Source organism: Pseudomonas sp. Pso3, from assembly GCF_055393275.1.
This window is the reverse complement of the sequence record NZ_AP043687.1, coordinates 4,142,139-4,167,321: the sequence shown is the minus strand read 5'-3', so window position 1 is coordinate 4,167,321 and position 25,183 is coordinate 4,142,139. Positions and strand designations below refer to the sequence as shown.

20 protein-coding genes are annotated in these 25,183 nt (G+C 67.7%); 10 read left to right on the top strand and 10 right to left on the bottom strand.

The window, feature by feature from the left end; translation table 11 throughout:
• The first annotated feature begins 114 nt into the window (after positions 1-114).
• Together pilT and ACZ5R1_RS19545 are read left to right on the top strand one after the other, a co-directional pair.
• Positions 115-1,149 (top strand): type IV pilus twitching motility protein PilT, encoded by a 1,035-nt coding sequence (gene pilT / locus ACZ5R1_RS19550; RefSeq protein WP_007161666.1) that lies wholly within the window; start codon positions 115-117, stop codon positions 1,147-1,149.
• Positions 1,149-2,291, top strand: a complete 1,143-nt coding sequence (locus ACZ5R1_RS19545) for a PilT/PilU family type 4a pilus ATPase (RefSeq protein WP_007161667.1) — start codon at positions 1,149-1,151, stop codon at positions 2,289-2,291. Before pilT ends, ACZ5R1_RS19545 begins: the two co-directional genes overlap by 1 nt.
• On the opposite strand, the gene ACZ5R1_RS19540 is transcribed toward ACZ5R1_RS19545, so the two are convergent.
• From ACZ5R1_RS19540 to ACZ5R1_RS19530, 3 genes are all read right to left on the bottom strand, one after another.
• Positions 2,288-3,736, bottom strand: a complete 1,449-nt coding sequence (locus tag ACZ5R1_RS19540) for a UdgX family uracil-DNA binding protein (RefSeq protein ID WP_115946682.1) — start codon at positions 3,734-3,736, stop codon at positions 2,288-2,290. The genes ACZ5R1_RS19545 and ACZ5R1_RS19540 overlap by 4 nt on opposite strands.
• Positions 3,737-4,948 (bottom strand): putative DNA modification/repair radical SAM protein, encoded by a 1,212-nt coding sequence (locus ACZ5R1_RS19535; RefSeq protein ID WP_027602931.1) that lies wholly within the window; start codon positions 4,946-4,948, stop codon positions 3,737-3,739.
• A gap of 132 nt (positions 4,949-5,080) precedes the next feature.
• A complete protein-coding gene (locus ACZ5R1_RS19530; RefSeq protein ID WP_037007725.1) occupies positions 5,081-5,788 on the bottom strand; it encodes a C40 family peptidase in 708 nt (235 codons plus the stop codon).
• A gap of 281 nt (positions 5,789-6,069) precedes the next feature.
• On the opposite strand from ACZ5R1_RS19530, the gene ACZ5R1_RS19525 reads away from it, so the two are divergent.
• The gene (locus ACZ5R1_RS19525) at positions 6,070-6,474 is read left to right on the top strand and encodes an NINE protein (RefSeq protein WP_007161671.1); all 405 of its coding nucleotides are present in this window, start codon (positions 6,070-6,072) and stop codon (positions 6,472-6,474) included.
• A gap of 50 nt (positions 6,475-6,524) precedes the next feature.
• Here the strand turns inward: ACZ5R1_RS19525 and ACZ5R1_RS19520 are convergent, their stop codons facing one another.
• From ACZ5R1_RS19520 to gshB, 7 genes are all read right to left on the bottom strand, one after another.
• Positions 6,525-7,802, bottom strand: a complete 1,278-nt coding sequence (locus ACZ5R1_RS19520; protein ID WP_115946683.1) for a dihydroorotase — start codon at positions 7,800-7,802, stop codon at positions 6,525-6,527.
• Positions 7,799-8,797 (bottom strand): aspartate carbamoyltransferase catalytic subunit, encoded by a 999-nt coding sequence (locus tag ACZ5R1_RS19515; protein WP_115946684.1) that lies wholly within the window; start codon positions 8,795-8,797, stop codon positions 7,799-7,801. The genes ACZ5R1_RS19520 and ACZ5R1_RS19515 overlap by 4 nt, the downstream gene beginning before the upstream one ends.
• Before the next feature lie 15 nt (positions 8,798-8,812).
• Entirely contained in the window at positions 8,813-9,322 is a 510-nt protein-coding gene (pyrR, locus tag ACZ5R1_RS19510; protein ID WP_042136676.1) for a bifunctional pyr operon transcriptional regulator/uracil phosphoribosyltransferase PyrR, read from the bottom strand.
• 2 nt (positions 9,323-9,324) lie between these two features.
• The gene (gene ruvX, locus ACZ5R1_RS19505; RefSeq protein WP_027598879.1) at positions 9,325-9,777 is read right to left on the bottom strand and encodes a Holliday junction resolvase RuvX; all 453 of its coding nucleotides are present in this window, start codon (positions 9,775-9,777) and stop codon (positions 9,325-9,327) included.
• A complete protein-coding gene (locus tag ACZ5R1_RS19500; protein WP_007161676.1) occupies positions 9,774-10,343 on the bottom strand; it encodes a YqgE/AlgH family protein in 570 nt (189 codons plus the stop codon). Before ACZ5R1_RS19500 ends, ruvX begins: the two co-directional genes overlap by 4 nt.
• Before the next feature lie 55 nt (positions 10,344-10,398).
• The gene (locus tag ACZ5R1_RS19495; RefSeq protein ID WP_007161677.1) at positions 10,399-11,277 is read right to left on the bottom strand and encodes an energy transducer TonB; all 879 of its coding nucleotides are present in this window, start codon (positions 11,275-11,277) and stop codon (positions 10,399-10,401) included.
• A 103-nt stretch (positions 11,278-11,380) separates the two neighbouring features.
• Positions 11,381-12,331: a glutathione synthase gene (gene gshB, locus ACZ5R1_RS19490; protein WP_027602934.1), complete on the bottom strand. Its 951-nt coding sequence runs from the start codon at positions 12,329-12,331 to the stop codon at positions 11,381-11,383.
• 220 nt (positions 12,332-12,551) lie between these two features.
• Here gshB and pilG point away from each other — a divergent pair, with 220 nt between their 5' ends.
• The 7 genes from pilG to ACZ5R1_RS19455 all read left to right on the top strand — a co-directional run bounded on the left by pilG (position 12,552) and on the right by ACZ5R1_RS19455 (position 25,177).
• On the top strand, positions 12,552-12,959 hold the full coding sequence (gene pilG / locus ACZ5R1_RS19485; RefSeq protein WP_007161679.1) for a twitching motility response regulator PilG: 408 nt from the start codon (positions 12,552-12,554) through the stop codon (positions 12,957-12,959).
• A 40-nt stretch (positions 12,960-12,999) separates the two neighbouring features.
• Positions 13,000-13,365 (top strand): twitching motility response regulator PilH, encoded by a 366-nt coding sequence (gene pilH, locus ACZ5R1_RS19480; protein ID WP_007161680.1) that lies wholly within the window; start codon positions 13,000-13,002, stop codon positions 13,363-13,365.
• Positions 13,366-13,414: 49 nt separating this feature from the next.
• The gene (locus ACZ5R1_RS19475) at positions 13,415-13,951 is read left to right on the top strand and encodes a chemotaxis protein CheW (protein WP_115946685.1); all 537 of its coding nucleotides are present in this window, start codon (positions 13,415-13,417) and stop codon (positions 13,949-13,951) included.
• Between the two features lie 161 nt (positions 13,952-14,112).
• Positions 14,113-16,143: a methyl-accepting chemotaxis protein gene (locus tag ACZ5R1_RS19470; protein WP_027598875.1), complete on the top strand. Its 2,031-nt coding sequence runs from the start codon at positions 14,113-14,115 to the stop codon at positions 16,141-16,143.
• Positions 16,144-16,204: 61 nt separating this feature from the next.
• On the top strand, positions 16,205-17,053 hold the full coding sequence (locus ACZ5R1_RS19465) for a CheR family methyltransferase (protein ID WP_081347946.1): 849 nt from the start codon (positions 16,205-16,207) through the stop codon (positions 17,051-17,053).
• An 11-nt stretch (positions 17,054-17,064) separates the two neighbouring features.
• A complete protein-coding gene (locus ACZ5R1_RS19460) occupies positions 17,065-24,165 on the top strand; it encodes an Hpt domain-containing protein (RefSeq protein WP_464712646.1) in 7,101 nt (2,366 codons plus the stop codon).
• Positions 24,158-25,177: a chemotaxis protein CheB gene (locus tag ACZ5R1_RS19455; protein WP_464712645.1), complete on the top strand. Its 1,020-nt coding sequence runs from the start codon at positions 24,158-24,160 to the stop codon at positions 25,175-25,177. The genes ACZ5R1_RS19460 and ACZ5R1_RS19455 overlap by 8 nt, the downstream gene beginning before the upstream one ends.
• Positions 25,178-25,183 lie beyond the last annotated feature (6 nt).

Sequence of the window (25,183 nt, the reverse complement as noted above, 5' to 3'; positions counted from 1 at the left end):
TGCGTCGGCGCATCCGGCAGGCCTCGGCGTACCGGATGAGTGAGTGGCGGTGACCAGGTCAGACCGCCAGTGCTGCGCGGCATTCTACCTGCTTGCTCGACATCTGGGAGTCCCATGGATATCACCGAATTGCTGGCCTTTTCCGCGCGGCAAGGCGCCTCCGACCTGCACCTGTCCGCCGGCCTGCCGCCGATGATCCGCGTCGACGGCGACGTGCGCCGCATCAACCTGCCGGCCTTCGAGCACAAGCAGGTGCACGCGCTGATCTACGACATCATGAACGACAAGCAGCGCAAGGACTTCGAGGAATTCCTGGAGACCGACTTCTCCTTCGAGGTGCCGGGTGTGGCGCGCTTCCGGGTCAACGCCTTCAACCAGAATCGCGGTGCCGGCGCGGTGTTCCGGACCATTCCATCCAAGGTGCTGAGCATGGAAGAGCTCGGCATGGGCGAGGTGTTCAAGAAGATCACCGACGTCCCGCGCGGCCTGGTGCTGGTGACCGGGCCGACCGGCTCGGGCAAGTCCACCACCCTGGCGGCCATGCTCGACTACCTCAACAACACCAAGTACCACCACATCCTCACCATCGAGGATCCCATCGAATTCGTCCACGAATCCAAGAAGTGCCTGGTCAACCAGCGCGAGGTGCACCGCGACACCCTGGGCTTCTCCGAGGCCCTGCGCTCGGCCCTGCGCGAAGACCCGGACATCATCCTGGTGGGCGAGCTGCGCGACCTGGAGACCATCCGCCTGGCGCTGACCGCGGCCGAGACCGGGCACCTGGTCTTTGGCACCCTGCACACCACCTCGGCGGCCAAGACCATCGATCGGGTGGTGGACGTCTTTCCGGCGGAAGAGAAGTCGATGGTGCGTTCCATGTTGTCCGAATCCCTGCAGGCGGTGGTTTCCCAGACCCTGCTCAAGAAGGTCGGCGGCGGCCGGGTGGCGGCCCACGAGATCATGATCGGCACGCCGGCCATCCGTAACCTGATCCGTGAGGACAAGGTGGCGCAGATGTATTCCTCGATCCAGACCGGTGGCGGCCTGGGCATGCAGACCCTGGACATGTGCCTCAAGGCGCTCCTGGCCAAGGGCCTGATCAGCCGCGACGCGGCCCGCGAGAAGGCCAAGACGCCGGAGAACTTCTGATGGATTTCGACAGGTTCCTGCAGCTGATGGTGGACAAGGGGGCGTCCGACCTCTTCATCACCACCGGCGTGCCCCCTTCGATGAAGATCAACGGGCGCATGACGCCGGTCACCAAGGACTCGCTCACGCCCGAGCAGTGCCGGGCCCTGGTGCTGGGGGTGATGAACGACGAGCAGCGGCAGGAATTCCAGCAGAAGCGCGAGTGCAACTTCGCCATCAGCGCCCGCGGCATCGGCCGCTTCCGGGTCAGCGCCTTCTACCAGCGCAACCTGGTGGGCATGGTGCTGCGCCGCATCGAGGTCAACATCCCCACCGTCGAGCAGCTGCGCCTGCCGGAGATCATCAAGAAGCTGGCCATGACCAAGCGCGGCCTGGTGATCTTCGTCGGCGCCACCGGCACCGGCAAGTCCACCTCGCTGGCGGCCATGATCGGCCACCGCAACAAGAACTCGGCGGGGCACATCATCTCCATCGAGGACCCCATCGAGTACATCCACCAGCACCAGGGCTGCATCGTCACCCAGCGCGAGGTGGGCATCGACACCGAGTCCTTCGAGGTGGCGCTGAAGAACACCCTGCGCCAGGCGCCGGACGTCATCATGATCGGCGAGATCCGCAGCCGGGACACCATGGAGCACGCCCTGGCCTTCGCCGAGACCGGCCACCTGTGCCTGGCCACTCTGCACGCCAACAACGCCAACCAGGCGCTGGACCGCATCATCCACTTCTTCCCGGCCGATCGGCACAGCCAGACCTGGATGGACCTCTCGCTCAACCTCAAGGGCATCGTCGCCCAGCAACTGGTGCCCACCATCGATGGCCAGGGCCGCCGCGCGGTGATCGAGGTGCTGCTCAACACCCCGCTGGTCGCCGATTTGATCCGCAAGGGCGAGGTGCACGAGCTCAAGGCGCTGATGAAGAAGTCCGGCGAGCTGGGCATGCAGACCTTCGACCAGTCGCTCTACGGGCTCTATCGTGATGGCGAGATCACCTACGAGGCCGCCCTGGCCCACGCCGACTCCGCCAACGACCTGCGCCTGATGATCAAGCTGGGTTCGGAAACGGATGCCGATCACCTCAATCAGATCACCCGCAACCTCTCGGTGGACATGGGCGACGAGCCGCCCAAGCGCTTCCGCTAGCCTTCGGCTGTGCTGCCGGCCGCCAGGGCCCTGGCCTCGCGCAGGGCGGCGACAAGAGCCTGGCGCGCCTGGTCCTGCTGCTCGGCATCCGGGGTGCGCAGGATGTAGGAGGGGTGATAGGTGGCGATGATCCAGCGCTCGTCCAGTCGCAGGGGCCGTCCCATGAATTGCGCCAGACCCCTTGGCTTGCGCTTGAGCAGGGCTTCCAGGGCGGTCGAGCCCAGGGCCACCACGACCGTCGGCTGGATGTCGCGCAATTCCTGCTCCAGCCAGTAGCGGCAGGGGGCAATCTCCGGTCCCGGGGTGACGTGCTTGCGTCTTCTGCCCTGGGGAATCCACTTGAAGTGCTTGACCGCATTGGTGAGGAACACCTCGCTGCGCTCGAGGCCGGCTTCGGCCAGCGCCGCCATCAGCACCTGGCCGGCCGGGCCGACGAAGGGCCGGCCCGCCAGGTCCTCCTGATCGCCGGGCTGTTCGCCCAACAGCAGGATGCGCGCGGTGCGCGGGCCTTCGCCGGCCACCGGCTGGGTGGCCTTTTCCCAGAGTTCGCAGCGACGGCACTCGTCGAGGGTGGTGGGCAGCGAGCGTTCGGGCTGGGCGCGCTCGGCCGCGATCAGCACCTCGCGACCGCTCTGGCGACCCACGGCCTCGGCCTGGGCCAGGCGCTGGGCGCCGGCCCGCGCCTCGCTGAGCAGCGCCGGGATCAGCGGCCCTTCCGGCAGATCCTTCCAGAAACGCGCCGGCATGTTGCCCCTCAGGGTGCGCGGATTGGCCCGCGCCGGATTGAAGGTGCTTCGGTAGTAGGCGCGCCAGAGTTCGTCACCAGCGTTGCGGTCGTCGTCTTCCGGCGTCTGCCGGGCCAGGCGTTGCAGCTCGGCGGGGCAGGGCTCCACCAGTTGCAGCGCCTGACCGTCCCAGAGCGCGGCGGCTTCGGGGGTCGCGATCAGCCAGCTGCTGTTGCCCATGCGGTCGCAGAAGTGCGGCGCCGCCAGGGCCAGGACGTCGTGGGCCGGCTGGTGCCAGGCCACCCAGGCCGGCGGACCTGCGCTTTCCGCGCGCGGCCGAAAGCGCAGGAAGGCATGCACATGGTGGATCTCGCGGCGGATCGCCTTGACCCGGCGCTGCAATTCGCTGCCGTCTTCGTCACCGGCCAGCATGGCTGCCCGTTCGCCGCGGGCGACGCGCCAGAGCACCTGGTAAAGCAGCGCCCAGCGATCGTCGCTGCGAAAGCAGGCGGCGTAGGTCAGGGCTTCGGCCAGTTGCGGCGGGATGCGTATGGCGCCGCTGGGCGGGGGCGCCACGACTTCGGCCGGTTCGTCGAACAGATCGCCCAGGCCGCGACTCTCCTGCCAGCTCACCTGGGCCGGCGGGATACCGGCCTGCAACAGCCGCCGCGCCTCCTTGCGCCAGCCGGCGAAGGTGCCGTCGAAATCGACTCTCTGCATCTAGAGCAGGGCGAGCTGGGCGGGCGGTTCGGCGAGCTGCCGGCGCAGGTCCAGGGACTCGGCCAGGCGCGGTTGCGGGCGATAGTCCTGGGTGACGATGAAGGGGCGCGCCTTTTCCACGCTGCATTTCAGGCGGATCAGGTCGGCGTAGCGGATGCGTCGCTCGCGTCTGAGCTCCACCAGCCGCTTGGCCGAGAGCACGCCGATGCCGGGTACCCGGGCGATCAGCGCCTGGTCGGCGCGATTGAGATCCAGAGGGAAGATGGCGCGATTGTGCAGCGCCCAGGCCAGCTTGGGATCGACATCCAGCGGCAGCTGGCCGTCTTCGGTGGGCAACTCATCCGCTTGGAAGCCATAGCCACGCATGAGGAAGTCGGCCTGGTACAGGCGATGCTCGCGCAGGAGCGGCGGCGGTTGCAGCGGCACCGTGCCCGGGCTTTCCGGGATGGGGCTGAAGGCCGAATAGTAGACCCGCTTGAGGCGATAGGCGCCGTACAGCGTCTGGGCGGTATCGAGAATGGTGCGGTCGTCGGTGGCATCGGCGCCCACGATCATCTGGGTGCTCTGGCCCGCCGGGGCGAAACGCGGCGCCTTGGCTTCGGCCTCGGCTTCTTCCAGGCCTAGGCGGATGTTGCCCATGGTCTTGCGGATGCTGCTGCCGTTCTTTTCCGGTGCCAGCTTGATCAGGCTGCTCTCGGTGGGCAGCTCGATGTTGACCGACAGGCGATCGGCATAGAGACCCGCCTGGGCGATGATCTCGGGATCGGCGTCGGGAATGGTCTTGAGGTGGATGTAGCCGCGGAACTGGTGCTGCTCGCGCAACAGCTGGGCGACCCGGGTCATCTGCTCCATGGTGTAGTTGGAGGAGCGGATGATGCCGGAGCTGAGGAACAGTCCGCTGATGACATTGCGCCGATAGAAGTCGAGGGTCAGCTGCACCACTTCCTCGGGCGTGAAGCGCGCCCGCGGCACGTTGCTGCTGCGGCGATTGACGCAGTACTGGCAGTCGTACTGGCAGAAGTTGGTCAGCAGCACCTTGAGCAGCGCCACGCAGCGCCCATCGGGGGTGAAGCTATGGCAGATGCCCATGCCATCGGTCGAGCCCAGGCCGTCCTTGCCCTTCGAGCTGCGTTTGGGCGCGCCGCTGCTGGCGCAGGACACGTCGTACTTGGCGGCATCGGCGAGAATGATCAGCTTGTCGGCGAGCTCCATCGAGATCTCCTGGACTGTGATTGCATACAGTATCCAGGAAGCGGAGCGTCGTTCAATGGCTTTGCGCCGGGCGGCGCCGAGTGGAGCGACACTCCGCCGGGCGGTAGTGCCCGGCGGAGCGAGGGGGAGGGATCAGGACTTGCGGGTGCGCTTGGTACGCGGCTTGTCCGCGACGGGATCGGTTTCCGCCGCCAGGGTGGTGGGCTGCTGCAGCACGCGCTTGGCCGAGGCGAAGCGCTTGGTCCAGTAGGGCTTGCTCAGGTGATCGACGCGCACGCTCTCGCCACTGCGCGGGGCATGGACGAATCTATCGTTGCCCAGGTAGATGGCGACGTGATCGATACCGCTGCGCTGACCGGTCTTGAAGAACACCAGGTCGCCGGCCTTGAGATCGCCACGGGCGACCTTGGGTCCCTTGAGCTGGGCCAGCTCCCGGGAAGTACGCGGCAGCTTGACGTTGTGCACGTCGCGATAGACGTAGTTGACCAGGCCGCTGCAATCCAGACCGTTCTGCGGATTGGTACCGCCGAAGCGATAGGGCGTGCCGACCAGGTCCATGGCGCGGGTCGCCACCTGGGCGCCGACGTTGCGGGTGGCGGCCTGGGCGGTGGCCTGTTTGCGGTGCAGGGCGCTGGTCGCACGGGCGGCGCGCTTGGCGCGGGCCGCGGAGGCTGCCTGGGCACGGTCGACGCTGGCGACGTGGCGAGCGGCGGCCTTGGGCGCGGGAGCAGCGGCGGCGTGCCGGGCGGTCTTGGGAGCTGAGGCGGCGGTGACATGCCGGGCTGCGACCTTGTGGACCGGAGCGGCAGTGCGCGCTGCAGAGTTCTCTTTCGCTTGCACTGCCGCGGGCAGTACAAGACAGGCGGAGAGCCATGTCAGAAGAAATAGACGCATTGTCGTAGGGGTGTCTGAAGATCGAAGCGAGGGATTCTATACCAACCCTGTGGATATTTTGTGCACCTCTCATCAAGAAATTATGTAATTTTTAGCGGAAAGTGAGGTCCCTTGAGCGCCAGCCAGTGAGACTCCCTGGGCATTCATCCAGTTTTCGACATAAAGTCACGGTGAAGGTAAGGGTGTAGGTAAGGCGGGTCTTTTCCTTCAGTCGCGAGGTAGTAGGCATGCGGTATCAGGACACCCACAGCAAGGTCATGGGCTATCTGCTGTGGATCTTCGGCTTTCTCGGCGCCCACCGCTTCTACTATGGCAAGCCGGTTACCGGCACGATCTGGTTCTGCACCCTGGGCCTGCTGGGCATCGGCTGGCTGATCGACCTCTTCCTGATCCCGGCCATGGATCGCGAGGCGGACCTGCGCTTCCAGTCCGGTTCGCTCAACTACAGCCTGGGCTGGATCCTGCTGACCTTTCTCGGCATCTTCGGCGTGCACCGCCTCTACCTGGGCAAGTGGATCACCGCCATCCTCTATTTCTTTACGGCGGGTTTCTTCCTGCTGGGCGTGCTCTACGACTTCTGGACGCTCAATTCGCAGATCTCCGAAGAGAATCGCCGGCGGCTGGTGCGCTAGCGTCGGCTGGATGGCAAGAAGAAGGGGCTCCATGGAGCCCCTTCTTCTATTCAGGCGTCACGGCGGTAGGTGGTGCGGCCACCTACCAGGGTGCGTTCGATGCGTCCCCCCAGGGTGAGGCCCTGGAAGGGGCAGTTGCGTCCACGGGACAGCCAGGGCGTGGCGGCCTGGGCGGTCGGCTGCTGGGCGAACAGCACCAGGTCCGCCGGCAGGCCCTTGGCCAGGCGGCCCGCCGCCAGGCGCAGGGCCTGGGCCGGGCCGCTGGTGAGGCGGGCCAGCAGGGCCGGCAGATCCAGCAGGCCATCGTCCACCAGGGTCAGGGCCAGGGGCAGCAGCAATTCGACGCTGCTGATGCCCGGCTCGGTGGCGGCGAAGGGCGCCAGCTTGGCGTCCGCCTCGTGGGGCTGGTGATGGCTGGAGATGGCGCCGATCACCCCGTCCCGTACCCCGGCGCGCAGGGCGTCGCGATCGCGCGCGGTGCGCAGCGGCGGCTTGACGTGATAGAGACTGGAAAAGCCCTGCAGGGCCTCGTCGGTGAGCAGCAACTGGTAGAGCGCCACATCGGCGGTCACCGGCAGGCCGCGCGCCTGGGCGGCGGCGATCATCTCCACCGCGCGGGCACTGGTCAGCTGCCCGAAGTGGGCGCGCACGCCACTCTGTTCCACCAGCAGCAGGTCACGCGACAGGGCGATGGTCTCCGCGGTCTCCGGGATGCCGGTGAGCCCCAGGAAGCTGGCGGTGGGTCCTTCGTGGGCCAGGCCGCCGTGGGCCAGATCGGCGTCCAGGGCGGTAAAGACCACGGTGAGGTCGAAGGTGGCGGCGTATTCCAGCGCGCGCCGCTGCACCCGCAGATTCTCGAAGGGCTGCAGGCCGTTGGTGAAGGCCACGCAACCGGCGTCGCGCAGGGCCATCAGTTCGGCCAGCTGTTCCCCGCCCAGGCCCTTGGTCAGGGCGCCGATGGGGTGGACGCGAGCGTGATCGGCGGTGCGCGCCCGGTCGAGGATGAGTTCGGCCACCGCCGTGGTGTCCAGCACCGGGCGGGTGGTGGGCGGGCAACAGAGGCTGGTGACGCCGCCGGCCGCGGCGGCGCGGGTCTCGCTGTCGACGTTGCCCTTGCGGGTCAGGCCCGGTTCGCACAGGGCGACATCCAGATCGACCAGGCCGGGCGCTAGGATCAGGCCGCTGGCGTCCAGCTGCTCGTCGGCCTGGAAGCCCGAGGGCGCCTCGCCGAGGGCGAGGATGCGACCCTGGTCGACATGGACGTCGCCGATCTGGTCGAGACCGGTGGCCGGGTCGATCACCCGGGCATTGCGGATGCTCAGGCTCACTGCGCATTCTCCTGTAGCTGACGCTGGGCCGTCTGCCCGCTCATGGTCATCGACAAGACCGCCATGCGGACCGCGATGCCGTAGGTGACCTGGTTGAGGATGACCGACTGCTCGCCATCGGCGACCGCGGATTCGATTTCAACGCCCCGGTTGATCGGCCCGGGGTGCATGACGATGGCATCGGGCTTGGCGCGCACCAGGCGCTGACGGGTCAGGCCGAACAGCCGGTAGTACTCGCCTTCGCTGGGCAGGAGGCCGCCCTGCATGCGCTCGCGTTGCAGGCGCAGCATGATCACCACGTCCACGCCGTCCAGGCCCTCGGCCAGGTCGGTGAAGGTGCGTACGCCATAGAGTTCTTCGAGGCCGACCGGCAGCAGGGTGCGCGGGGCGATCACGCGGATGTCTCGGCAACCCAGGGTGCGCAGCGCCAGCATGTCGGAGCGGGCGACCCGCGAATGCAGGATGTCGCCGACGATGGCCACCGACAGGTTGGCGAAATCGCCCTTGTGGCGGCGAATGGTCAGCATGTCGAGCATGCCCTGGGTGGGGTGCGCATGGCGGCCGTCGCCGCCGTTGATGATGGCCACGTCGGGACAGACGTGTTCGGCGATGAAGTGGGCGGCGCCGGAGTCGGCGTGGCGCACCACGAACATGTCGGCAGCCATGGCTTCCAGGTTGCGCAGGGTGTCGAACAGCGTCTCGCCCTTGCTGGTGGAGGAGGTGGAGACGTTGAGGGTGATGACGTCCGCCGACAGCCGCTTGGCCGCCAGTTCGAAGGTGGTGCGGGTGCGCGTCGAATTTTCGAAGAAGACGTTGCACACGGTCTTGCCGCGCAGCAACGGCACCTTTTTCACCGCCCGGGCACCGACCTCGAGAAAGGAGTCGGCGGTGTCGAGCAATTCGGTGAGGAGTTCGGCGGGCAGGTCGTCGAGTGACAGGAAGTGGCGCAATTGGCCCTGGGCGTTGAGTTGCAGCGAACGCGTAGCGTCGGTCATGGCGGCAGATCCAGGTCAGGCGGCGGGGACGTCGCGGTATTCGAGTGCGAGCGGCGAGGGGCCGGTCAGCTTGACGCGCTGGGTGGGGGCCAGGGTCAGGGTGGCGCCCACCACGTCAGGCTGGATCGGCAATTCGCGGGCATTGACGTCCAGCAGGCAGACCAGGGTCACACTGGCGGGACGGCCATAGTCGAAGAGTTCGTTGAGCGCCGCGCGCACGGTGCGGCCACTCATCAGCACGTCGTCCACCAGCACCAGGTGGCGCCCGTCGATCTCGAACGGCAGGGCCGAGGGGCGCACCTGGGGGTGCAGGCCCTTCTGGGTGAAGTCGTCGCGGTAGAAGGAGACGTCCAGGCTGCCCAGCGGGGTGTCCAGGCCGAGTTCGGCCAGCAGGGCCTCGGCGACCCAGAGGCCGCCGGTATGGATGCCGACGAAGCCGGGGTCGGTGATGCCACGACGATTCAGCGACAGGCGCAGGTCGGCGGCCAGCCGCGGCAGGAGCTCGGCGGGAGAGGGCAGATGCATGGCTACTCCGATTGCGGGCGCGCGGCCCGTTCCAGTTGTTGGGTCAGCCAGCCTTCCAGGAGAAGGGCGGCGGCAAGGGCATCCACCGGGCGCTCGCGATAGCCGTCGCGCTGACCGCCCTGCAGGCGCTCGCCCTTGGCGGCATAGGTGGTGAGGCGCTCGTCATGGGTATGCACGGGCAGGCCGTAGCGGCCGTGCAGGCGGCGGGCGAAGCGTTCGGCGCGCTCGCTCATCTCGCTGGGGGTGCCGTCCATGTTCAGCGGCAGGCCGACCACCAGGGCGGTGGGCCGCCACTCGTCCAGCAGCCGCTGGATCTGCTGCCAGTCGGGTACGCCGTTCTGCGCCTTGAGGGTGAGCAATTCGCGGGCCTGACCGGTCACGGCCTGGCCGACGGCGACGCCGATCTGCCGGGTGCCGTAGTCGAAGCCCAGGTAGAGCCCGCTGGGCGCGCTCATGCGTGGCCCGCCTGGCGCGACAGCAGGCGCAGGTCGACCCCCAGCAGGGCGGCGGCCGCGCCGAGGCGCTGCTCGCTCGGCGTCTCGAACAGCAGGGCGCTGGTGGCCGGGGTGGTGAGCCAGAGATTGGCGGCGAGTTCTTCTTCCAGTTGGCCGGGCCCCCAGCCGCTGTAGCCCAGGGTGATCAGGTGGCGGCTCGGACCGGTGCCGTCGGAGAGGGCGAAGAGCACGTCCGGCGAGGTGGTCAGGCTCAGTTCTTCGAGTTCCAGGGTGTTCTGGAACACCGGGCCGGCGTCATGCAGGACGAAGCCGCGATCGGTCTGCACCGGACCGCCGGCATAGAGCACGACCCGGGTGTCTTCCGGGGTGGCCGGTATGTCCGGACGCAGCTGTTCGAGAAGGTCGTCCAGGTGCAGGCCATTGGGCCGGTTGATCACCAGGCCCATGGCGCCGTCCGGGCCATGGTCGACGAGGTAGATCACCGTCTCGGCGAAATTGGGATCGTCCATCTGCGGCATGGCGATCAGGAGCTGGTGCTGTAGGGTGGTGCTGGAGGTCGGCTTCATGACCGGCAAGTTTCCCGGTTGCGCGGTCCGGCTTCAAGTCCAACGGCGTCCCGGGCTATTGACTGGACAGGCGGTCGCCACGCTCGAAGCGCCAGGTGCGGATGATCTCCAGCCGGTCGATGTCGGCCAGGTCGCCGCTGAAGGGGGCGAAGGGCGCCGCCAGCCGGACGATGCGCAGCGCTGCCTGGTCCAGTACCTGGCGTCCCGAGGACTCCAGCACCTGGACCTCGTATAGCGAGCCGTCCTTGTTGATGGACACCAGCAGGCGCAGGCTGCCGTAGAGGCGGTCGCGCTTGGCCTGTTCGGGGTAGTTGAGATTGCCGATGCGCTCGATCTTGCGCCGCCATTCTTCCTTGTAGCGGGCGCCCTTATCCTTTTGCGTCGAGGCGGCGTTGATCCGCCAGATCTTCGGCCGCTTGGCGTATTGCTGGCGCTCTTCGGCGAGCTGGGCCTCCAGACTGGCGAGTTCGGCGGCCTGGCTGTCGGACTCGGGACTCGGCGCATCGCGCTGCTCCCGTTCGGGCGTCTCGCGACTGGGTTCGGCCTTGGTCGGCCGCGCGGCGCGGGTGGTCACCGCCGCCTTCGGTGCCTGGGCGCGATCCGCTGCGGGCGGGCGGGCTGGGGGCGCGGCCTGGCGGATCTCGCTGTCGTGGAAGGGCGCCTGCACCGGGGTGCTCGGGGCCGCCGCCTTGTCCAGGGTGCCACTGCCCTGCTGGTTCTCCTGGGCGAGGAAGTCGGCCTGCTTGGGCGCCTCGTCGCTCTTGAAGCTGGCCAGCGTCACCTCCAGGGTGCGGCTGATCTGGGTGGGCTCGGGCAGCGAAAAGCCGACGCCGAGAATCAGCACGACGTGCAGCAGGGTCGCGATGAGCAGCGTGAAGCCCAGGCGGTCGGCGGGACGAACCTGGCTGGCGGGGGAGGAGGCGGTGCTGGGCATTGACTGGGTCGGCAAGGGCAGAGGACGCGCGGCAGGGCTGGCGCCAGTCTGCGGATTGTGTCCGCGGTTGTCCATGCCGCCACCGGCGGCACGGACCCTCGCCTCAGCCCGCGCGTTGCTGCGCGATCACATCCATGAGGCGCTCGGCGATGCGGGTGTCATAGGCCGCATCGATCTCGCGGATGCAGGTCGGACTGGTGACGTTGATCTCGGTGAGGTGCTCGCCGATCACGTCCAGGCCGACAAAGAGCAGGCCGCGCTTGCGCAGTTCCGGGCCCACCGTGGCGGCGATTTCGCGATCCCGCGCCGACAGCGGCTGGGCGACGCCCCGGCCACCGGCGGCCAGGTTGCCGCGGGTCTCGCCCTGGGCCGGAATGCGCGCCAGGCAATAGTCCACGGGTTGACCGTCGATCATCAGGATGCGCTTGTCGCCGTCCTTGATGCCTGGCAGGTAGCGCTGGGCGATGATCTGCTGGGTGCCGTGGGCGGTCAGGGTCTCGAGGATCACCGAGAGGTTGGGATCCCCTTCGCGGTGGCGGAACACCGAGCTGCCGCCCATGCCGTCCAGCGGCTTGAGGATGACGTCGCCATGGGTGCGGGCGAATTCGCGGATGATGTCGGCGCGGCGGCTGACCAGGGTCGGCGGCGCCAGCTCGGGAAACAGGGTGGCAAAGAACTTCTCGTTGCAGTCGCGCAGGCTGGCCGGGCGATTCACCACCAGGGTGCCGCCACGCTCGGCCTGCTCCAGCAGGTAGGTGGCATAGACGAATTCGTTGTCGAAGGGCGGATCCTTGCGCATCAGGATCACATCCAGCTCGCGCAGGGGCAGGTCGACGTCCTCGCCAAAGGCGAACCAGCGCTCCGGATCCTGGAACACGTCCAGCTGCCGGCCGCGACCGCGGGCCTCGCCGTCGACCTGGTACAGGTCCTGCATCTCGAAATAGTGCAGGGTCCAGCCGCGCGCCTTGGCCGCCCACAGCATGGCCATGGAGCTATCCTTCTTATAGGAGATGCGTTCGATGGGATCCATGACGATCCCCAGGCGGATACTCATTGACGCTAGACCTCGGTTGTACGTGGGCAAGGCGTCAGAATAGCCCTTCGATCCCCTCCAGTGCCAATGCTTGCGCGATCGTCGTGGCGGGCGGGCCGGTGGTCCGCCACCAGGGGATCTGCGTGGTACGTCACGGTATTGTGTGCTACAAAGAGGCGCCGCCAAAGTGCCCGGATCGACATCATTCACGTTTCATCGACGATGAGCTGGTAGCTTGAACATGGAACAGTATTCGGAAGGGCTGAAGGTCATGGTGATCGACGACTCGAAGACGATTCGTCGGACCGCCGAGACCCTGCTCAAGAAAGTTGGCTGCGAGGTCATCACCGCCATCGATGGATTCGATGCGCTCGCCAAGATCGCCGATAGTCACCCCCACATCATCTTCGTGGACATCATGATGCCGCGACTGGATGGCTATCAGACCTGCGCGCTGATCAAGAACAACAGCGCCTTCCGCGCGACGCCCGTCATCATGCTGTCCTCCCGTGACGGGCTCTTCGACAAGGCCAAGGGCCGCATCGTCGGCTCTGACCAGTACCTCACCAAACCCTTCAGCAAAGAAGAGCTGATCGGTGCGATCAAGACCCACGTCCCCAGTTTCACTCCGCTCGAACAAGCGTCCTGAGTGTCCTGAGGCGGGCGATTCAATCTAGTAGGAAATTTTCATGGCTCGAATTCTGATCGTCGACGACTCTCCCACCGAGATGTACAAGCTCACCGCCATGCTGGAAAAGCATGGGCATCAGGTGCTCAAGGCCGAGAACGGTGCCGACGGCGTCGCCCTGGCCCGCCAGGAGAAGCCGGACGCGGTGCTGATGGATATTGTCATGCCCGGCCTCAATGGCTTCCAGGCCACCCGGCAGCTGACCAAGGATGCCGAGACCAGCCACATCCCGGTGGTCATCGTCACCACCAAGGACCAGGAAACCGACAAGGTCTGGGGCAAGCGCCAGGGCGCCAAGGACTACCTCACCAAGCCCATCGACGAAGACACCCTGCTGCGCACCCTGGCGGGTGTCCTGCAAGGCTGAGGTCTTTCGTCCGTTTCTCGCGGCAGCGCCCCACTGGGCAGGGAATCCTATGAGCGACGCCACCACGCCCTACGAAATCTTGCGCCTGATCGATCTGCGCTGCCGCGAGCGGGCGGCCGGCCTGCCGGCGCAGCAGGAAAACCAGCGCAGCTGGAGCGGTATCGGCTTTCGCCTCGGTGAATTGCGCTTCGTGATTCCCATGGGCGAGGTCAGCGAGATCCTGCCGGAGCCGCGCTTCACCGCGCTGCCCGGCGTCAAGCCGTGGCTCAAGGGCGTGGCCAACGTGCGTGGTCGCCTGCTGCCGATCGCCGACCTGGGGCAATTCCTCGGCGTGAAGATCCAGGCCCTGCGCAAACAGCGGCGCATCCTGATCGTCGACCATGGCGACCTCTTCGTCGGGTTGGCGGTTGACGAAGTCCTGGGGATGCAGCATTTCGACATCGAGGCCTATCGCGAGCACGCCGACAGCGTGCCGGCGGGCCTGCACTTCTTTCTGGAAGGTGTCTTCCAACGCGACGTGCCCTGGCTGGTCTGCAGCCCGCGCGCCTTGGTCGAGCATCCCGAGTTCATGGACGTCGCGGCCTAGCGGGTCGGAGGTCCGGACGCTGCAGGGCGGATCGGGGTCGGGATGGCAGGAGCCGTCGTCGACGGGTGGGGGTAGGGCGACGAGCACCGGCTTCAAGCAAACCGGTCCGGCGTCCGACAAGGATAGAACTAAAGGAACCAAGGTCCAGGCGGGGGCCGCTGATGAACAAACTCAATACCGGGAAACTCAACGCGTGGGTCGCGGGCATGTTCGTGGTGCTGATCGTTGCGATCGTGCTGCTGTTCGCCAACTTCGCGTACCTGGGCACTCAGACCAACTACGATAACCAGTATCAGGGCCAGGCCACCGAGCTGCGCATCCTCTCGCAGCAGCTGGCCAAGAGCGCCAGTGAGGCCGCGACCGGTAAGGCCGACGCCTTCAAGGACCTGCGCCAGGCCCGTGCCGAATTCGAGCGCCGCCTGAACATCCTGCGCAGCGGCGATCCGCAGACCGGTCTGCCGGCGTCGCCGGCGATCCTCCGTCCGCGTCTGGACACCCTGGAGTCCCAGTGGGAGGCCCAGCGCAAGCAGGTCGACACCATGCTCGGCAGCGAGCAGACCGTACTGTCGCTGCACCAGCTGTCCGGCGCCCTGGCCGACACCATCCCCCAGCTGCAGGTCGAGAACGAAGAGATCGTCGACATCCTGATTGAGCGCGGCGCGCCCGCCAGTCAGGTGGTGGTGGCTCAGCGGCAGGCGCTGCTCGCCGAGCGGATCCTCGGTGCCATCAACAAGATCCTCACCGGCGACGAAGCCGCCGTGCAGGCGGCCGACAGTTTTGGTCGCGACGCCAGCCTGTTCGGCCGGGTGCTCAAGGCCATGCGCGAAGGCAATGCCTCCATGGGCATCGCCAAGATCACCGATCCCGAGGCGGTCGGCCGCCTCAACGAAGCCAACAAGCTGTTCGAATTCGTCTCCGGCAACGTCGACGAGATCCTCGCGACCTCGCCCGAACTGCTGCAGATCCGTTCCGCCGTGGGCCTGATCTACCGTGGTTCCCAGGCGCTGCTCGGTTCCGCCTCGGACCTGAGCGCCGGCTACGCGTCGCTGGCCCAGAGCCGCAAGATCAACACCGTGGGCAGCTACCTGCTGGTGTTCATCGCCCTCGGCGCCATCCTCTGCATCGGCTACATCCTGGTGCGCGACACCCGCCGCCGCCTGGCCGAGACCGACGAGAAGAACCAGCGCAACCAGACCGCCATTCTGCGTCTGCTGGACGAGATCGCCGACCTCGCCGACGGTGACCTGACCGTGCAGGCCACGGTGACCGAAGACTTCACCGGCGCCATCGCCGACTCCATCAACTACTCCATCGACCAGCTGCGCGAACTGGTGGAAACCATCAACCAGACCGCCGTCCAGGTGGCTGCCGCCGCCCAGGAGTCCCAGGACACCGCCACCGTGCTGGCCGAAGCCTCGGAACACCAGGCCCAGGAAATCGCCGGGGCCTCCGCGGCGATCAACGAGATGGCCGTGTCCATCGACCAGGTATCCACCAACGCCTCCGAATCCACCGCGGTGGCGGAGCGCTCCGTGGCCATCGCCAACAAGGGCAACCAGGTGGTGCACAACACCATCATCGGCATGGACAGCATTCGCGAGCAGATCCAGGACACCGCCAAGCGGATCAAGCGCCTGGGCGAATCGTCCCAGGAGATCGGCGACATCGTCGGCCTGATCAACGACATTGCCGACCAGACCAACATCCTGGCCCTGAACGCCGCCATCCAGGCCTCCATGGCCGGTGACGCCGGCCGCGGCTTCGCCGTGGTCGCCGACGAGGTCCAGCGCCTCGCCGAACGTTCCTCCGGCGCCACCAAGCAGATCGAGGCCCTGGTCAAGGCGATCCAGACCGACACCAACGAAGCGGTCATCTCCATGGAGCAGACCACCTCGGAAGTGGTGCGCGGGGCCGCCTTGGCCCAGGACGCCGGTGTGGCCCTGGAAGAGATCGAGAAGGTATCGCAGAGCCTCGCCGGGCTGATCCAGAACATCTCCAATGCCGCGCGCCAGCAGTCTTCGTCCGCCAGCCACATCTCCAGCACCATGAACGTGATTCAGGAGATCACCTCGCAGACCTCGGCCGGCACCACCGCCACCGCGCGCAGCATCGGCGAGCTGGCCAAGCTGGCCAGCGAGATGCGGCGTTCGGTCTCGGGCTTCAATCTGCCGAACGAGCAGCCGCTGGGCTGACCGCAGCGGCCGCATCGCGGTGTGGCGAGGGGGAGACGGGGTGAGGGAGTCGAGTTGGGCGTTGCGCCGTGCTCCCGAGCTGCCGGATGCGGACTTCGAGCGTTGGCGACAGCTGCTCGAGATGCGCGCCGGCATGGTACTGGACGATCGCCAGCGCAGCTTTCTGCAGATCCAGCTGGCCGCGCGCATGCGCGAACTGGAGATCGCGGATTACGACAGCTACTACCAGGTCGTCTGCGCGGGCATCGGCGGGCGCATCGAATGGGTCCGGCTGCTCGATCGGCTGACCATCCAGGCCACCCGCTTCTTCCGCCATCCACCGTCCTTCGCGCTGCTGGAAGCCTATGTGAGTGAATTCGCCCGGACCACCGAGGGCAACGGTCTGACCCTGTGGAGTCTGGGGTGCGCCAGTGGAGAGGAAGCGTTTTCGATGGCCATCAGTACCGCCGAAGCTCTGGCCCGGCAGCCACGCCCCCTGACGTTCGCCCTGACCGGTACCGACATCAGCAGCGAAGCCCTGCGCCAGGCGCGGCAGGGGACCTACAGCCTGCAGCGGCTGGCTGGGGTGCCGGCCAGCCTGCGCGAGCGCTATTTCCGCACCCATGCGGACGGCAGTTTCGAGGTCACCGCGGGCCTGGCGGAGCGACTGTGCTTCGCCCGACTCAATGTGCTGGAACTGGGGCAGGCCCCCTTGCAGGGGCTCAATGTCATTTTTTGTCAGAACTTGCTGATTTATTTCCGCCGCTGGCTGCGTCGAGACCTGCTCAACCAGCTGGTCCAGCGGCTTGCACCGGGTGGGCTCTTGGTCCTGGGTGTCGGTGAGGTGAGCAATTGGAGCCACCCGCAACTGGTACCCGTCGATCATCCCGAAGTCCTGGCGTTCACCCGCCAGGTAAGCCCCCCGGCATGACAGGAGCCGAGATGATCGATCGACACGACTACGTAGCCCTCGAGTGGGTCAAGGGAGAGATCGCCGAAACCTTGCAGCAGGCCCGCAAGGCGCTCGAGGCGTTCGTCGACAACCCGCACGACCGTAGCCGCCTGGGTTTCTGCCGGACCTATGTGCACCAGGTCTACGGCACGCTGCAGATGGTGGAGTTCTATGGCGCCGCGCTGCTCGCCGAAGAGATGGAGCTGCTGCTGCAGGCCCTTCACGAAGAGCGGGTGAACAGCTCGGACGAGGCGCTGGAAGTCCTGATGCAGGCCATCCTGCAGGTGCCGCCCTATCTGGACCGGGTTCTCGAGGCCCGCCGCGATCTGCCACTGGCCATCCTGCCGCTGCTCAACGACCTGCGCTCGGCGCGCGGGGAAAAGCTGCTCTCGGAAACCAGCCTGTTCTCGCCGGATCTGTCCGCCACGCCGCTGTCGCTGAGCGATGCCGAACTGGCAGACCGCGCGGCGCCGGACTGGCTGCCACGCCTGCGCAAGCTGCGCCAGGCGCTGCAGGGCGCCCAGGTCGGACTGTTCCGCGACCGCGACGTCCAGCTGCACCTGGACTATCTGCTGCGGGTCTTCGAGCGGCTGGATCAGCTCTGCGCCGGCTCGCCCTTTGGCGCGCTCTGGCCGGTGGCGGCGGGTCTGACCGAGCTGTTGCAGGCCGGCGAGCTGGACAACAGCAGCTCGATCCGCGGTCTGCTCCGGCAACTGGATCGTGAACTCAAGCGACTCATCAGCGATGGGGTGACCACCCTCAACCAGCCGGCGCCGGCCGATCTGCTGAAGAATCTGCTGTTCTACCTGGCCAAGGCGCCGGTGCAGAGTCCGCGCATCGCCGCGCTCAAGGCGCACTATCGTCTCGACGAGGCCCTGCCGGATGCCGAGCTGGTGGGCTTCGAGCGTTCGCGCATCGTCGGTCCGGATCGCGAAGCCATGCGCTCGGTGGTGACCGCGCTGTGCGAAGAGCTGGTACAGATCAAGGACAGCCTGGACCTTTTCGTGCGCAGCGATCGCCAGCAGCCTGCCAGCCTGCGCGGCCTCCTGGCGCCGCTCAAGCAGATCGCCGATACCCTGGCGGTGCTGGGCTTCGGGCAGCCGCGCAAGGTGGTGCTGGAACAGCACGAAGCCGTGGCCGAACTGGCCGAAGGCGTGCGCGAGGCCAGCGACGCCGCCCTCATGGATATCGCCGGGGCGCTGCTCTATGTCGAAGCCACCCTGGCCGGCATGGTCAGTGGCAACGAGGTCGGCGATGCCGAGGAGAGCCGGCTGCCCACCACCGACATCGATCAGCTGCATCGGGTGGTGGTGCGCGAGGCGCGCAACGGCCTGGAGCAATCCAAGGACGCCATCATCGAGTTCATCGCCTCCCAGTGGAACCATGTTCACCTGGAGTCGGTGCCCCTGCTGCTGACCCAGGTCCGTGGCGGCCTGGCGATGATTCCGCTGGAACGGGCCGCGGCCCAGGTCCAGGCGGCCAACGACTACATCTGCCAGCAGCTGCTGGGCAAGCAGGCCGTGCCCGACTGGCAGAGTCTGGACACCCTGGCCGACGCCATCACCAGCGTCGAGTACTACCTGGAGCGCCTGGCGGAAGACCCGTCTACGCCTCACGACATGATTCTCGACATCGCCGACGAAAGCCTCATCGCTCTCGGCTATCCGCCCAGGGCGGCCGGCGAAGGCGAGGCGGCGGCCGCGCCCCTGGCCTCCGGCGAGGTCGAGCCGCCGGCTCAGGAGCTGCCCGAAGAATTGCCACCGCCGGCGGAGCCGGTGGCTGAAGAGGCGCTGGAACCTACCGCCCTGCCGGTCGAGGAGCCTGCGGACGCCGACGAAGAATTCCTGGTCGAATTCGAGCCTGCCGCAGCGCAGGAATCTCCGACCTCCGCGCCCCAGGCGGACGAGCAGGACGCGGCCGCGGTGACCGATGAAGCGCCGCAGGCCGAGGCCGAGCCGGAGGGTGCAGAGCCCGAGGAGTTGCTGGCCGGCATCGAGCTGGACAGCCTGCCGCCGCCGACCCCCGATGCCGAGGCGATCGCCGAGGTGCTGGCGACGCCGGTCAACCCCATCAATCCTCCGGCGGCGCAGGTGCCGCAGGCGCTGCTGCCGCCCGCGGCCGATGCCGAGCCGGTCGAGGAGGAGCTGCGCGAGGTCTTTATCGAAGAGGCCGGCGAGGTCCAGGCCGAGCTGGAGCGCTGGCTGCCGACCTGGCAGGCCGAGCCCGAGCAGCGCACCGCGCTGAGTGAATTGCGGCGCAACTTCCACACCCTCAAGGGCAGTGGCCGCATGGTCCAGGCGCTGGTCATCGGCGAACTGGCCTGGGCGCTGGAGAATCTGTTCAATCGCCGGCTGGATTACAGCGTCGCGCACAGCGCTGCCGTGCAGACGGTGGTCGAGCAGACCTGCGCGCTGCTGCCGGAGCTGGTCGCGGAATACGCTGCGGATCGTCAACGGCAACGTGACGACGTCGACTGGCTGGCCCACGCGGCCCACGCGCTGGCCTGCAACGAAGCCCTGCCCGAGCGAGCGCCGGCCGGTAGCGCGGCCCCGTCCGCGGCAGCTGCGTTGCCCGTGGCAGAACTCGTCGAATCCGCGATTCCTGCACCTGCCGCCGCCGAGGCCGATACCCAGCTGCTGGATATCTTCCGCACCGAAGCCCAGGCGCACTTGGAAACCGTGCGCCGTTTCCTCACGTCGGCCGACGCCGGCAGTGCCCAGCCGGTCTCCGACAATCTCCTGCGCGCCCTGCACACCCTCAAGGGCAGTGCCCATATGGCGGGCAGTTCGCCGATGGCCGAACTGGCGTCGGCGCTGGAGCGGCTGGCCAAGGAATACAAGCTCGCCCATGTCGCCTTCGCCGAGCCCGAGTGCGGCTTGCTCGCCCAGGGCGCCGAGTTGCTGGAGCAGCGACTGGCCGAACTCGACGAAGGGTCGCTGGCGACCCCGCTGGCGGGTGCCGCGGAGGTGATCTCGCGCTGCGAAGGGCTGCTGGAAGAGTTGAATCCCCAGTTGCCGATCCCCGCGGCACCGCTGCCGGAGCAGCGTGACGTCCTGCGCCTGACTGATTTCCTGATGCCGGCCATGGATCTGCTGCTGGAAGCCGACGAGCGCCTGCATGCCTGGCGCACCGACGGTGTTCTGGCTGCCTGCCCGGATCTGCTGGCCGAACGCCTGAACACCTTTGCCGACGGGGCCGCCCGGGTCGGGTTGGCCGATGTCGAGCAACTGGCCGAAGCCCTGCAGGTGGTCTATGCCGCCGCGGCGAGCGGTTCGCTGCCCGCCGATGCGGCCTTCTTCCGCGAGGCGGAAGAGGCCCAGGAAGCCCTGATCAGCATGCTCAATCAGCTGGCCGGCGGCATGCGGGCGACGCCCAGCGAGGAACGTATCCAGGGCCTGCGCGGCCTGCTGGCCGGCATTCTCGCCGGGTTGCCCATGGCGGACACCAGCCTGCTGGCCGAGCCCGAACCCGAAGCGCTCTTCGATCCGGCAACGGCCACGCCGGTGGCACCTGAGCTGGCGCTGGACGTCGAACTGCCCGCCGAAGCCGAAGCCGAAGCCGAAGCCGAGCCTGACCTCGAGCTGCCGGAAGAGCCGCAAGAGCCGCAAGAGCCGCAAGAGCCGCAGCCGCTGGCAGCGGACAGCGAGCCGGTGGCGGTCGAGCCCGAGGCTGCCGAGCCCGTCGATCCCGTCGATCCGGAAATGCAGCTGATCTTCCTTGAAGAGGCCCAGGATCTGCTGGACAGCGCCGACCGGGCGCTGAAACGCTGGCTGGTGGAGCCGCAGCAGCGCTTCCACCTCGGCACCCTGCAGCGCGATCTGCATACCCTCAAGGGCGGCGCCCACCTCGCCGGGGTGGCGCCGGTCGCGCACCTGGCCACGGAGCTGGACGCCATCTACGAAGGCCTGCTCGATGGCCGTCTCGCCGGCGGTGCCGAACTGGCCCAGCCCCTGCGCGATGCCCATGGCTGCCTGGCGGCGCAACTCGAAGAGCTGGCGGCGGGGGAGTCGGTCAGCGAGCATGCCGACCAGGTCGAGCGCCTGCAGCGGATTCGTAGCGGTCATCTCGATGACCTGCCGGCGCTGGACGACAGCGGATCGGCCCCGGGCGAGCCCGCGCTCGGCGAATCGCTCGCGGATCACCCGGCGGACGCCGAGTCCGCGCTCCGGGAGCCGGCGCCCATGGCGGCCGCGCCGGCGGCGGAGGAAGGTCCCGACGCCGAGTTGCTGGCCATCTACATCGAAGAGAGTCGCGACCTGCTCGACAGCATGGCGACCTCGCTGCGCGCCTGGGAAGCCGAGCCGCACAACAGTCTCGAACTGGAATCCCTGCTGCGCGACCTGCACACCCTCAAGGGCGGTGCGCGGCTGGCCGAGGTGGATGCCATCGGCGATCTCGCCCATGCCCTGGAGGCCTTCTACGAAGGACTGGCGCGCGGACGGATCAAGCCCGGCGCGGACCTGGGCGACCTGCTGCAGCGCTGCCATGACCGCCTGCACGAGCAACTCGAAGCCCTAGCCCGGGGCGAGACCCCGGTCCCGGCCGCCGATCTCATCGCGGCCTTGCGCGACTACCGCGGCGAGCCACTGGCGACCGGCGTGACTGCCGCGGCCGTGGTGGCGGCACCGGTCTTCGATGCCGACACCGATGCGGAAATCCTCGAGATCTTCATCGAGGAAGCCCAGGACCTGCTGGTCAGCATGGACGAGGCCCTGGCGGACTGGTCGGCCGCGCCAGATGTGGCGGTGGACGAATTGCTGCGCTGCCTGCATACCCTCAAGGGTGGCGCGCGCCTGGCCGGTCTGCACGGCCTGGGCGAGCAGGCCCATGAACTGGAACAGCAACTGGCGGAATTGCGCTCGCTCGCCGTGGGGCTGAGCGAGGGCGACCGTGAACGGGTACGCACCCTGGCGACTCAGGGCGTCGACGGGCTGCAACTGGCGGTCGCCCAGCTGTCGCTGCCGGCCGCCGCCCAGGCGAATGCGGCGGCCGAGCCGGTCGAGACGGCCGAGGCCGAACCGGACGTCGTGCGCGAGGCTGAGCAGCCACCGGTCGCGGACGTCGCCGAGGAGGAAGCGCCTGCCGACCCTGACGTCGAGCCCGCCGTCGAGGGCCTGCCTGTTGCCCTGCCTGAGCAAGACAGCGCGGCGGCCCCCGTCATGGTCGCGGCCGAGACACCCGCGGCCCCAGTGGCGCCACTGCCCTTCGTGCAACGCCTGCAGCAGGTCCGCCAGCAGGCGGCGCAGCGGCGTTCGTCCCAAGAGCTGGTGCGGGTACCGGCCGCGCTGCTGGAGCAGCTGGTCAACCTGGCCGGCGAGACCTCGATCTTCCGCGGTCGCGTCGAACAGCAGGTCAGCGACATCGGCACCACCCTCGGCGAGATGGAAGCCACCATCGAGCGGGTGCGCGATCAGCTGCGCCGGCTGGATACCGAGACCCAGGCGCAGATCATCAGTCGTCACCACGAAGACGTGGATCGCGCCGGCTACGAGGATTTCGATCCCCTGGAGCTGGATCGCTATTCCCAGCTGCAGCAGCTGTCCCGCGCCCTGTTCGAATCGGCGTCCGACCTCCTGGATCTGAAGAACACCCTGGGCCAGCGCAATCGCGATGCCGAGACCCTGCTGCTGCAACAGGCGCGGGTCAACACCGAGCTGCAGGAAAGCCTCATGCAGACGCGCATGGTGCCTTTCGAGCGCATGGTGCCGCGCCTGCACCGGGTGGTACGCCAGGTCAGCGCCGAACTGGACAAGCCGATCGAGCTCAGGGTCGGCAACGCCGAAGGCGAGCTGGACCGCACGGTGCTCGAGCGGATCATTCCGCCGCTGGAGCACATGCTGCGCAACGCCATCGACCATGGCGTCGAGGACGCCGCCGGACGCCAGCGCGCCGGCAAGCCGGCCGAAGGCGTGATCAGCCTGGATCTGCGCCGCGAAGGTGGCGACATCATCCTGACCCTGGCCGACGACGGTCGTGGCATCGACCTGGCCGCGGTACGCCGCAAGGCCATCGAGCGCGGCCTGATGGCGGAAGACGCGCAGCTCGCCGATGAGGAGCTGCTGCAATTCATCCTCGAATCGGGCTTCTCCACCGCGCCGACCGTCACCCAGATCTCCGGGCGGGGCGTGGGCATGGACGTGGTGCACCAGGAGGTGAAGCAGCTCGGCGGCAACATGGACATCCACAGCGTGGCGGGCGAGGGGACGCGCTTCACCATTCGCCTGCCGTTCACCGTGTCGGTGAACCGCGCGCTCATGGTGCATGCCGGCGACGACCTCTATGCCGTGCCGCTCAACACCATCGAAGGCATCGTGCGGGTGACCGCGGCCGATCTCGAACGCTATTACCGTCCGGGAGCGGGCACCTTCGAATACGGCGGCCAGCACTATGACCTGCGCTACCTGGGGCACCTGCTCGGCAATGGCCAGCAGCCCAAGCTGAGCGGCCAGAGTCTGCCGCTGCCGGTGGTGCTGGTGCGCGCCGCCGAATACGCGGTGGCGGTACAGGTGGATGCGGTGGCCGGTTCGCGGGAGATCGTGGTGAAGAGCCTGGGTCCGCAATTCGCCGGGGTGCCGGGTCTGTCCGGTGCCACCCTGCTGGGGGACGGGCGCGTGGTGGTGATTCTCGACCTGCTGGCGATGATCCGCAGTCAGCGCGCCAGTGGCGAAGAGCTGGCGCGGCTGGCGCAGGGTCCGGCCACCGTGGCCGAGGTCACCCGCCCGGCGCTGGTCATGGTGGTCGACGATTCGGTCACGGTGCGCAAGGTCACCAGCCGCCTGCTGGAACGCCACGGCATGGAGGTCTTCACCGCCAAGGACGGGGTGGACGCCATCGCCCAGTTGCAGGAGCGGCAGCCGGACATCCTGCTGCTGGACATCGAGATGCCGCGCATGGACGGCTTCGAGGTGGCGACCCTGGTGCGCCACGATGCGCGCCTCAAGGGCCTGCCGATCGTGATGATCACCTCCCGTACCGGGGAAAAACACCGCGAGCGGGCGCTGAGCCTGGGCGTGAACGAATACCTGGGCAAGCCCTACCAGGAGAGCGAACTCCTGGCCCACATCCATCGGTTGGTCAGGGAACATGACTGAGATGCACACCGCCCGCGTCGCCATCCTGGCCGACAGTCCGCTGCAGCGTCACGTACTGCAGCAGGTGCTGGCCGACAATGGCTATCACGTCGTCCTCAACAGCGATCCGGAGCGCTTCGACGAAGCGGCCTGGCCCTCGGTCGCGACCGACCTGTGGCTGATCGACCTGAGCCAGACCGAGGAATCACCGCTGGTGGACGCGCTGCTGGAGGGGGCCGAAGTGCCCATCCTGTTCGGCGAAGGCCAGGCGCCGGAGCGCTTCACCGACCCCTTCACCCAGTGGGAGAAGCGCCTGATCGGTAAGCTCAAGCGGCTGGTCGGCGATCCGGTGGCGGCGGTCGGTCCGGCCTTGGAGACCCTGTTGCAGGACCAGCCGCGACCGCCGCGCCTGACCCTGCCGGAACCCCTGGCCAATCTGCCGCTGCCCGCCGGCGATCCGGCTCCCGAGGTCTGGTTGCTGGCGGCCTCCCTGGGCGGTCCGGCGGCGGTAAAGGCCTTTCTCGACGCCTTGCCGGGCGGTCTGCCGGTCGGTTTCCTCTATGCGCAGCACATCGGTGACGGCTTTGCCGCCAACCTGCTGCGCGCGGTCGGCCGGCACAGTCAGTGGCACATCCAGGGCGTGCGCCCGGGTGAGCCGGTGCGCTGTGGCGAGGTGGTGGTGGTGCCGACCCAGCAGGAGCTCACCTTCCGGGCCAACGGCGCCCTGGACATCGTCGAGCGCGCCTGGCCCGAGCCCCATACGCCGTCGATCAGCCAGATGATGCTCAACCTGGCGCAGCACTTCGGCGCCCGCTGCGGGGTCATCGTGTTCAGCGGTATGGGCAACGACGGCACCGCCTCGGCGCCCTATGTGCGGCGGCGCGGTGGCACGCTCTGGACCCAGTCGGCGAGCACCTGCATCGCCCCGAGCATGCCGGAAAGCCTGCGCGAATCGGGTCTCGCGACCCTTACCGCCGATCCCCGCGGCCTGGCCGAAGCCCTGGTGGCGCGCCTGGCCGAGCAGCAAAGCTGAAGGAAT

Bases quoted from the DNA above. Each gene is read 5' to 3' on its own strand.
- pilT (WP_007161666.1), top strand. From the start codon at position 115: ATGGATATCACCGAATTGCTGGCCTTTTCCGCGCGGCAAGGCGCCTCC.
- ACZ5R1_RS19545 (WP_007161667.1), top strand. From the start codon at position 1,149: ATGGATTTCGACAGGTTCCTGCAGCTGATGGTGGACAAGGGGGCGTCC.
- ACZ5R1_RS19540 (WP_115946682.1), bottom strand. From the start codon at position 3,736: ATGCAGAGAGTCGATTTCGACGGCACCTTCGCCGGCTGGCGCAAGGAG.
- ACZ5R1_RS19535 (WP_027602931.1), bottom strand. From the start codon at position 4,948: ATGGAGCTCGCCGACAAGCTGATCATTCTCGCCGATGCCGCCAAGTAC.
- ACZ5R1_RS19525 (WP_007161671.1), top strand. From the start codon at position 6,070: ATGCGGTATCAGGACACCCACAGCAAGGTCATGGGCTATCTGCTGTGG.
- ACZ5R1_RS19515 (WP_115946684.1), bottom strand. From the start codon at position 8,797: ATGACCGACGCTACGCGTTCGCTGCAACTCAACGCCCAGGGCCAATTG.
- pyrR (WP_042136676.1), bottom strand. From the start codon at position 9,322: ATGCATCTGCCCTCTCCCGCCGAGCTCCTGCCGCGGCTGGCCGCCGAC.
- ruvX (WP_027598879.1), bottom strand. From the start codon at position 9,777: ATGAGCGCGCCCAGCGGGCTCTACCTGGGCTTCGACTACGGCACCCGG.
- ACZ5R1_RS19500 (WP_007161676.1), bottom strand. From the start codon at position 10,343: ATGAAGCCGACCTCCAGCACCACCCTACAGCACCAGCTCCTGATCGCC.
- ACZ5R1_RS19495 (WP_007161677.1), bottom strand. From the start codon at position 11,277: ATGCCCAGCACCGCCTCCTCCCCCGCCAGCCAGGTTCGTCCCGCCGAC.
- gshB (WP_027602934.1), bottom strand. From the start codon at position 12,331: ATGAGTATCCGCCTGGGGATCGTCATGGATCCCATCGAACGCATCTCC.
- pilG (WP_007161679.1), top strand. From the start codon at position 12,552: ATGGAACAGTATTCGGAAGGGCTGAAGGTCATGGTGATCGACGACTCG.
- pilH (WP_007161680.1), top strand. From the start codon at position 13,000: ATGGCTCGAATTCTGATCGTCGACGACTCTCCCACCGAGATGTACAAG.
- ACZ5R1_RS19475 (WP_115946685.1), top strand. From the start codon at position 13,415: ATGAGCGACGCCACCACGCCCTACGAAATCTTGCGCCTGATCGATCTG.
- ACZ5R1_RS19470 (WP_027598875.1), top strand. From the start codon at position 14,113: ATGAACAAACTCAATACCGGGAAACTCAACGCGTGGGTCGCGGGCATG.
- ACZ5R1_RS19460 (WP_464712646.1), top strand. From the start codon at position 17,065: ATGATCGATCGACACGACTACGTAGCCCTCGAGTGGGTCAAGGGAGAG.
- ACZ5R1_RS19455 (WP_464712645.1), top strand. From the start codon at position 24,158: ATGACTGAGATGCACACCGCCCGCGTCGCCATCCTGGCCGACAGTCCG.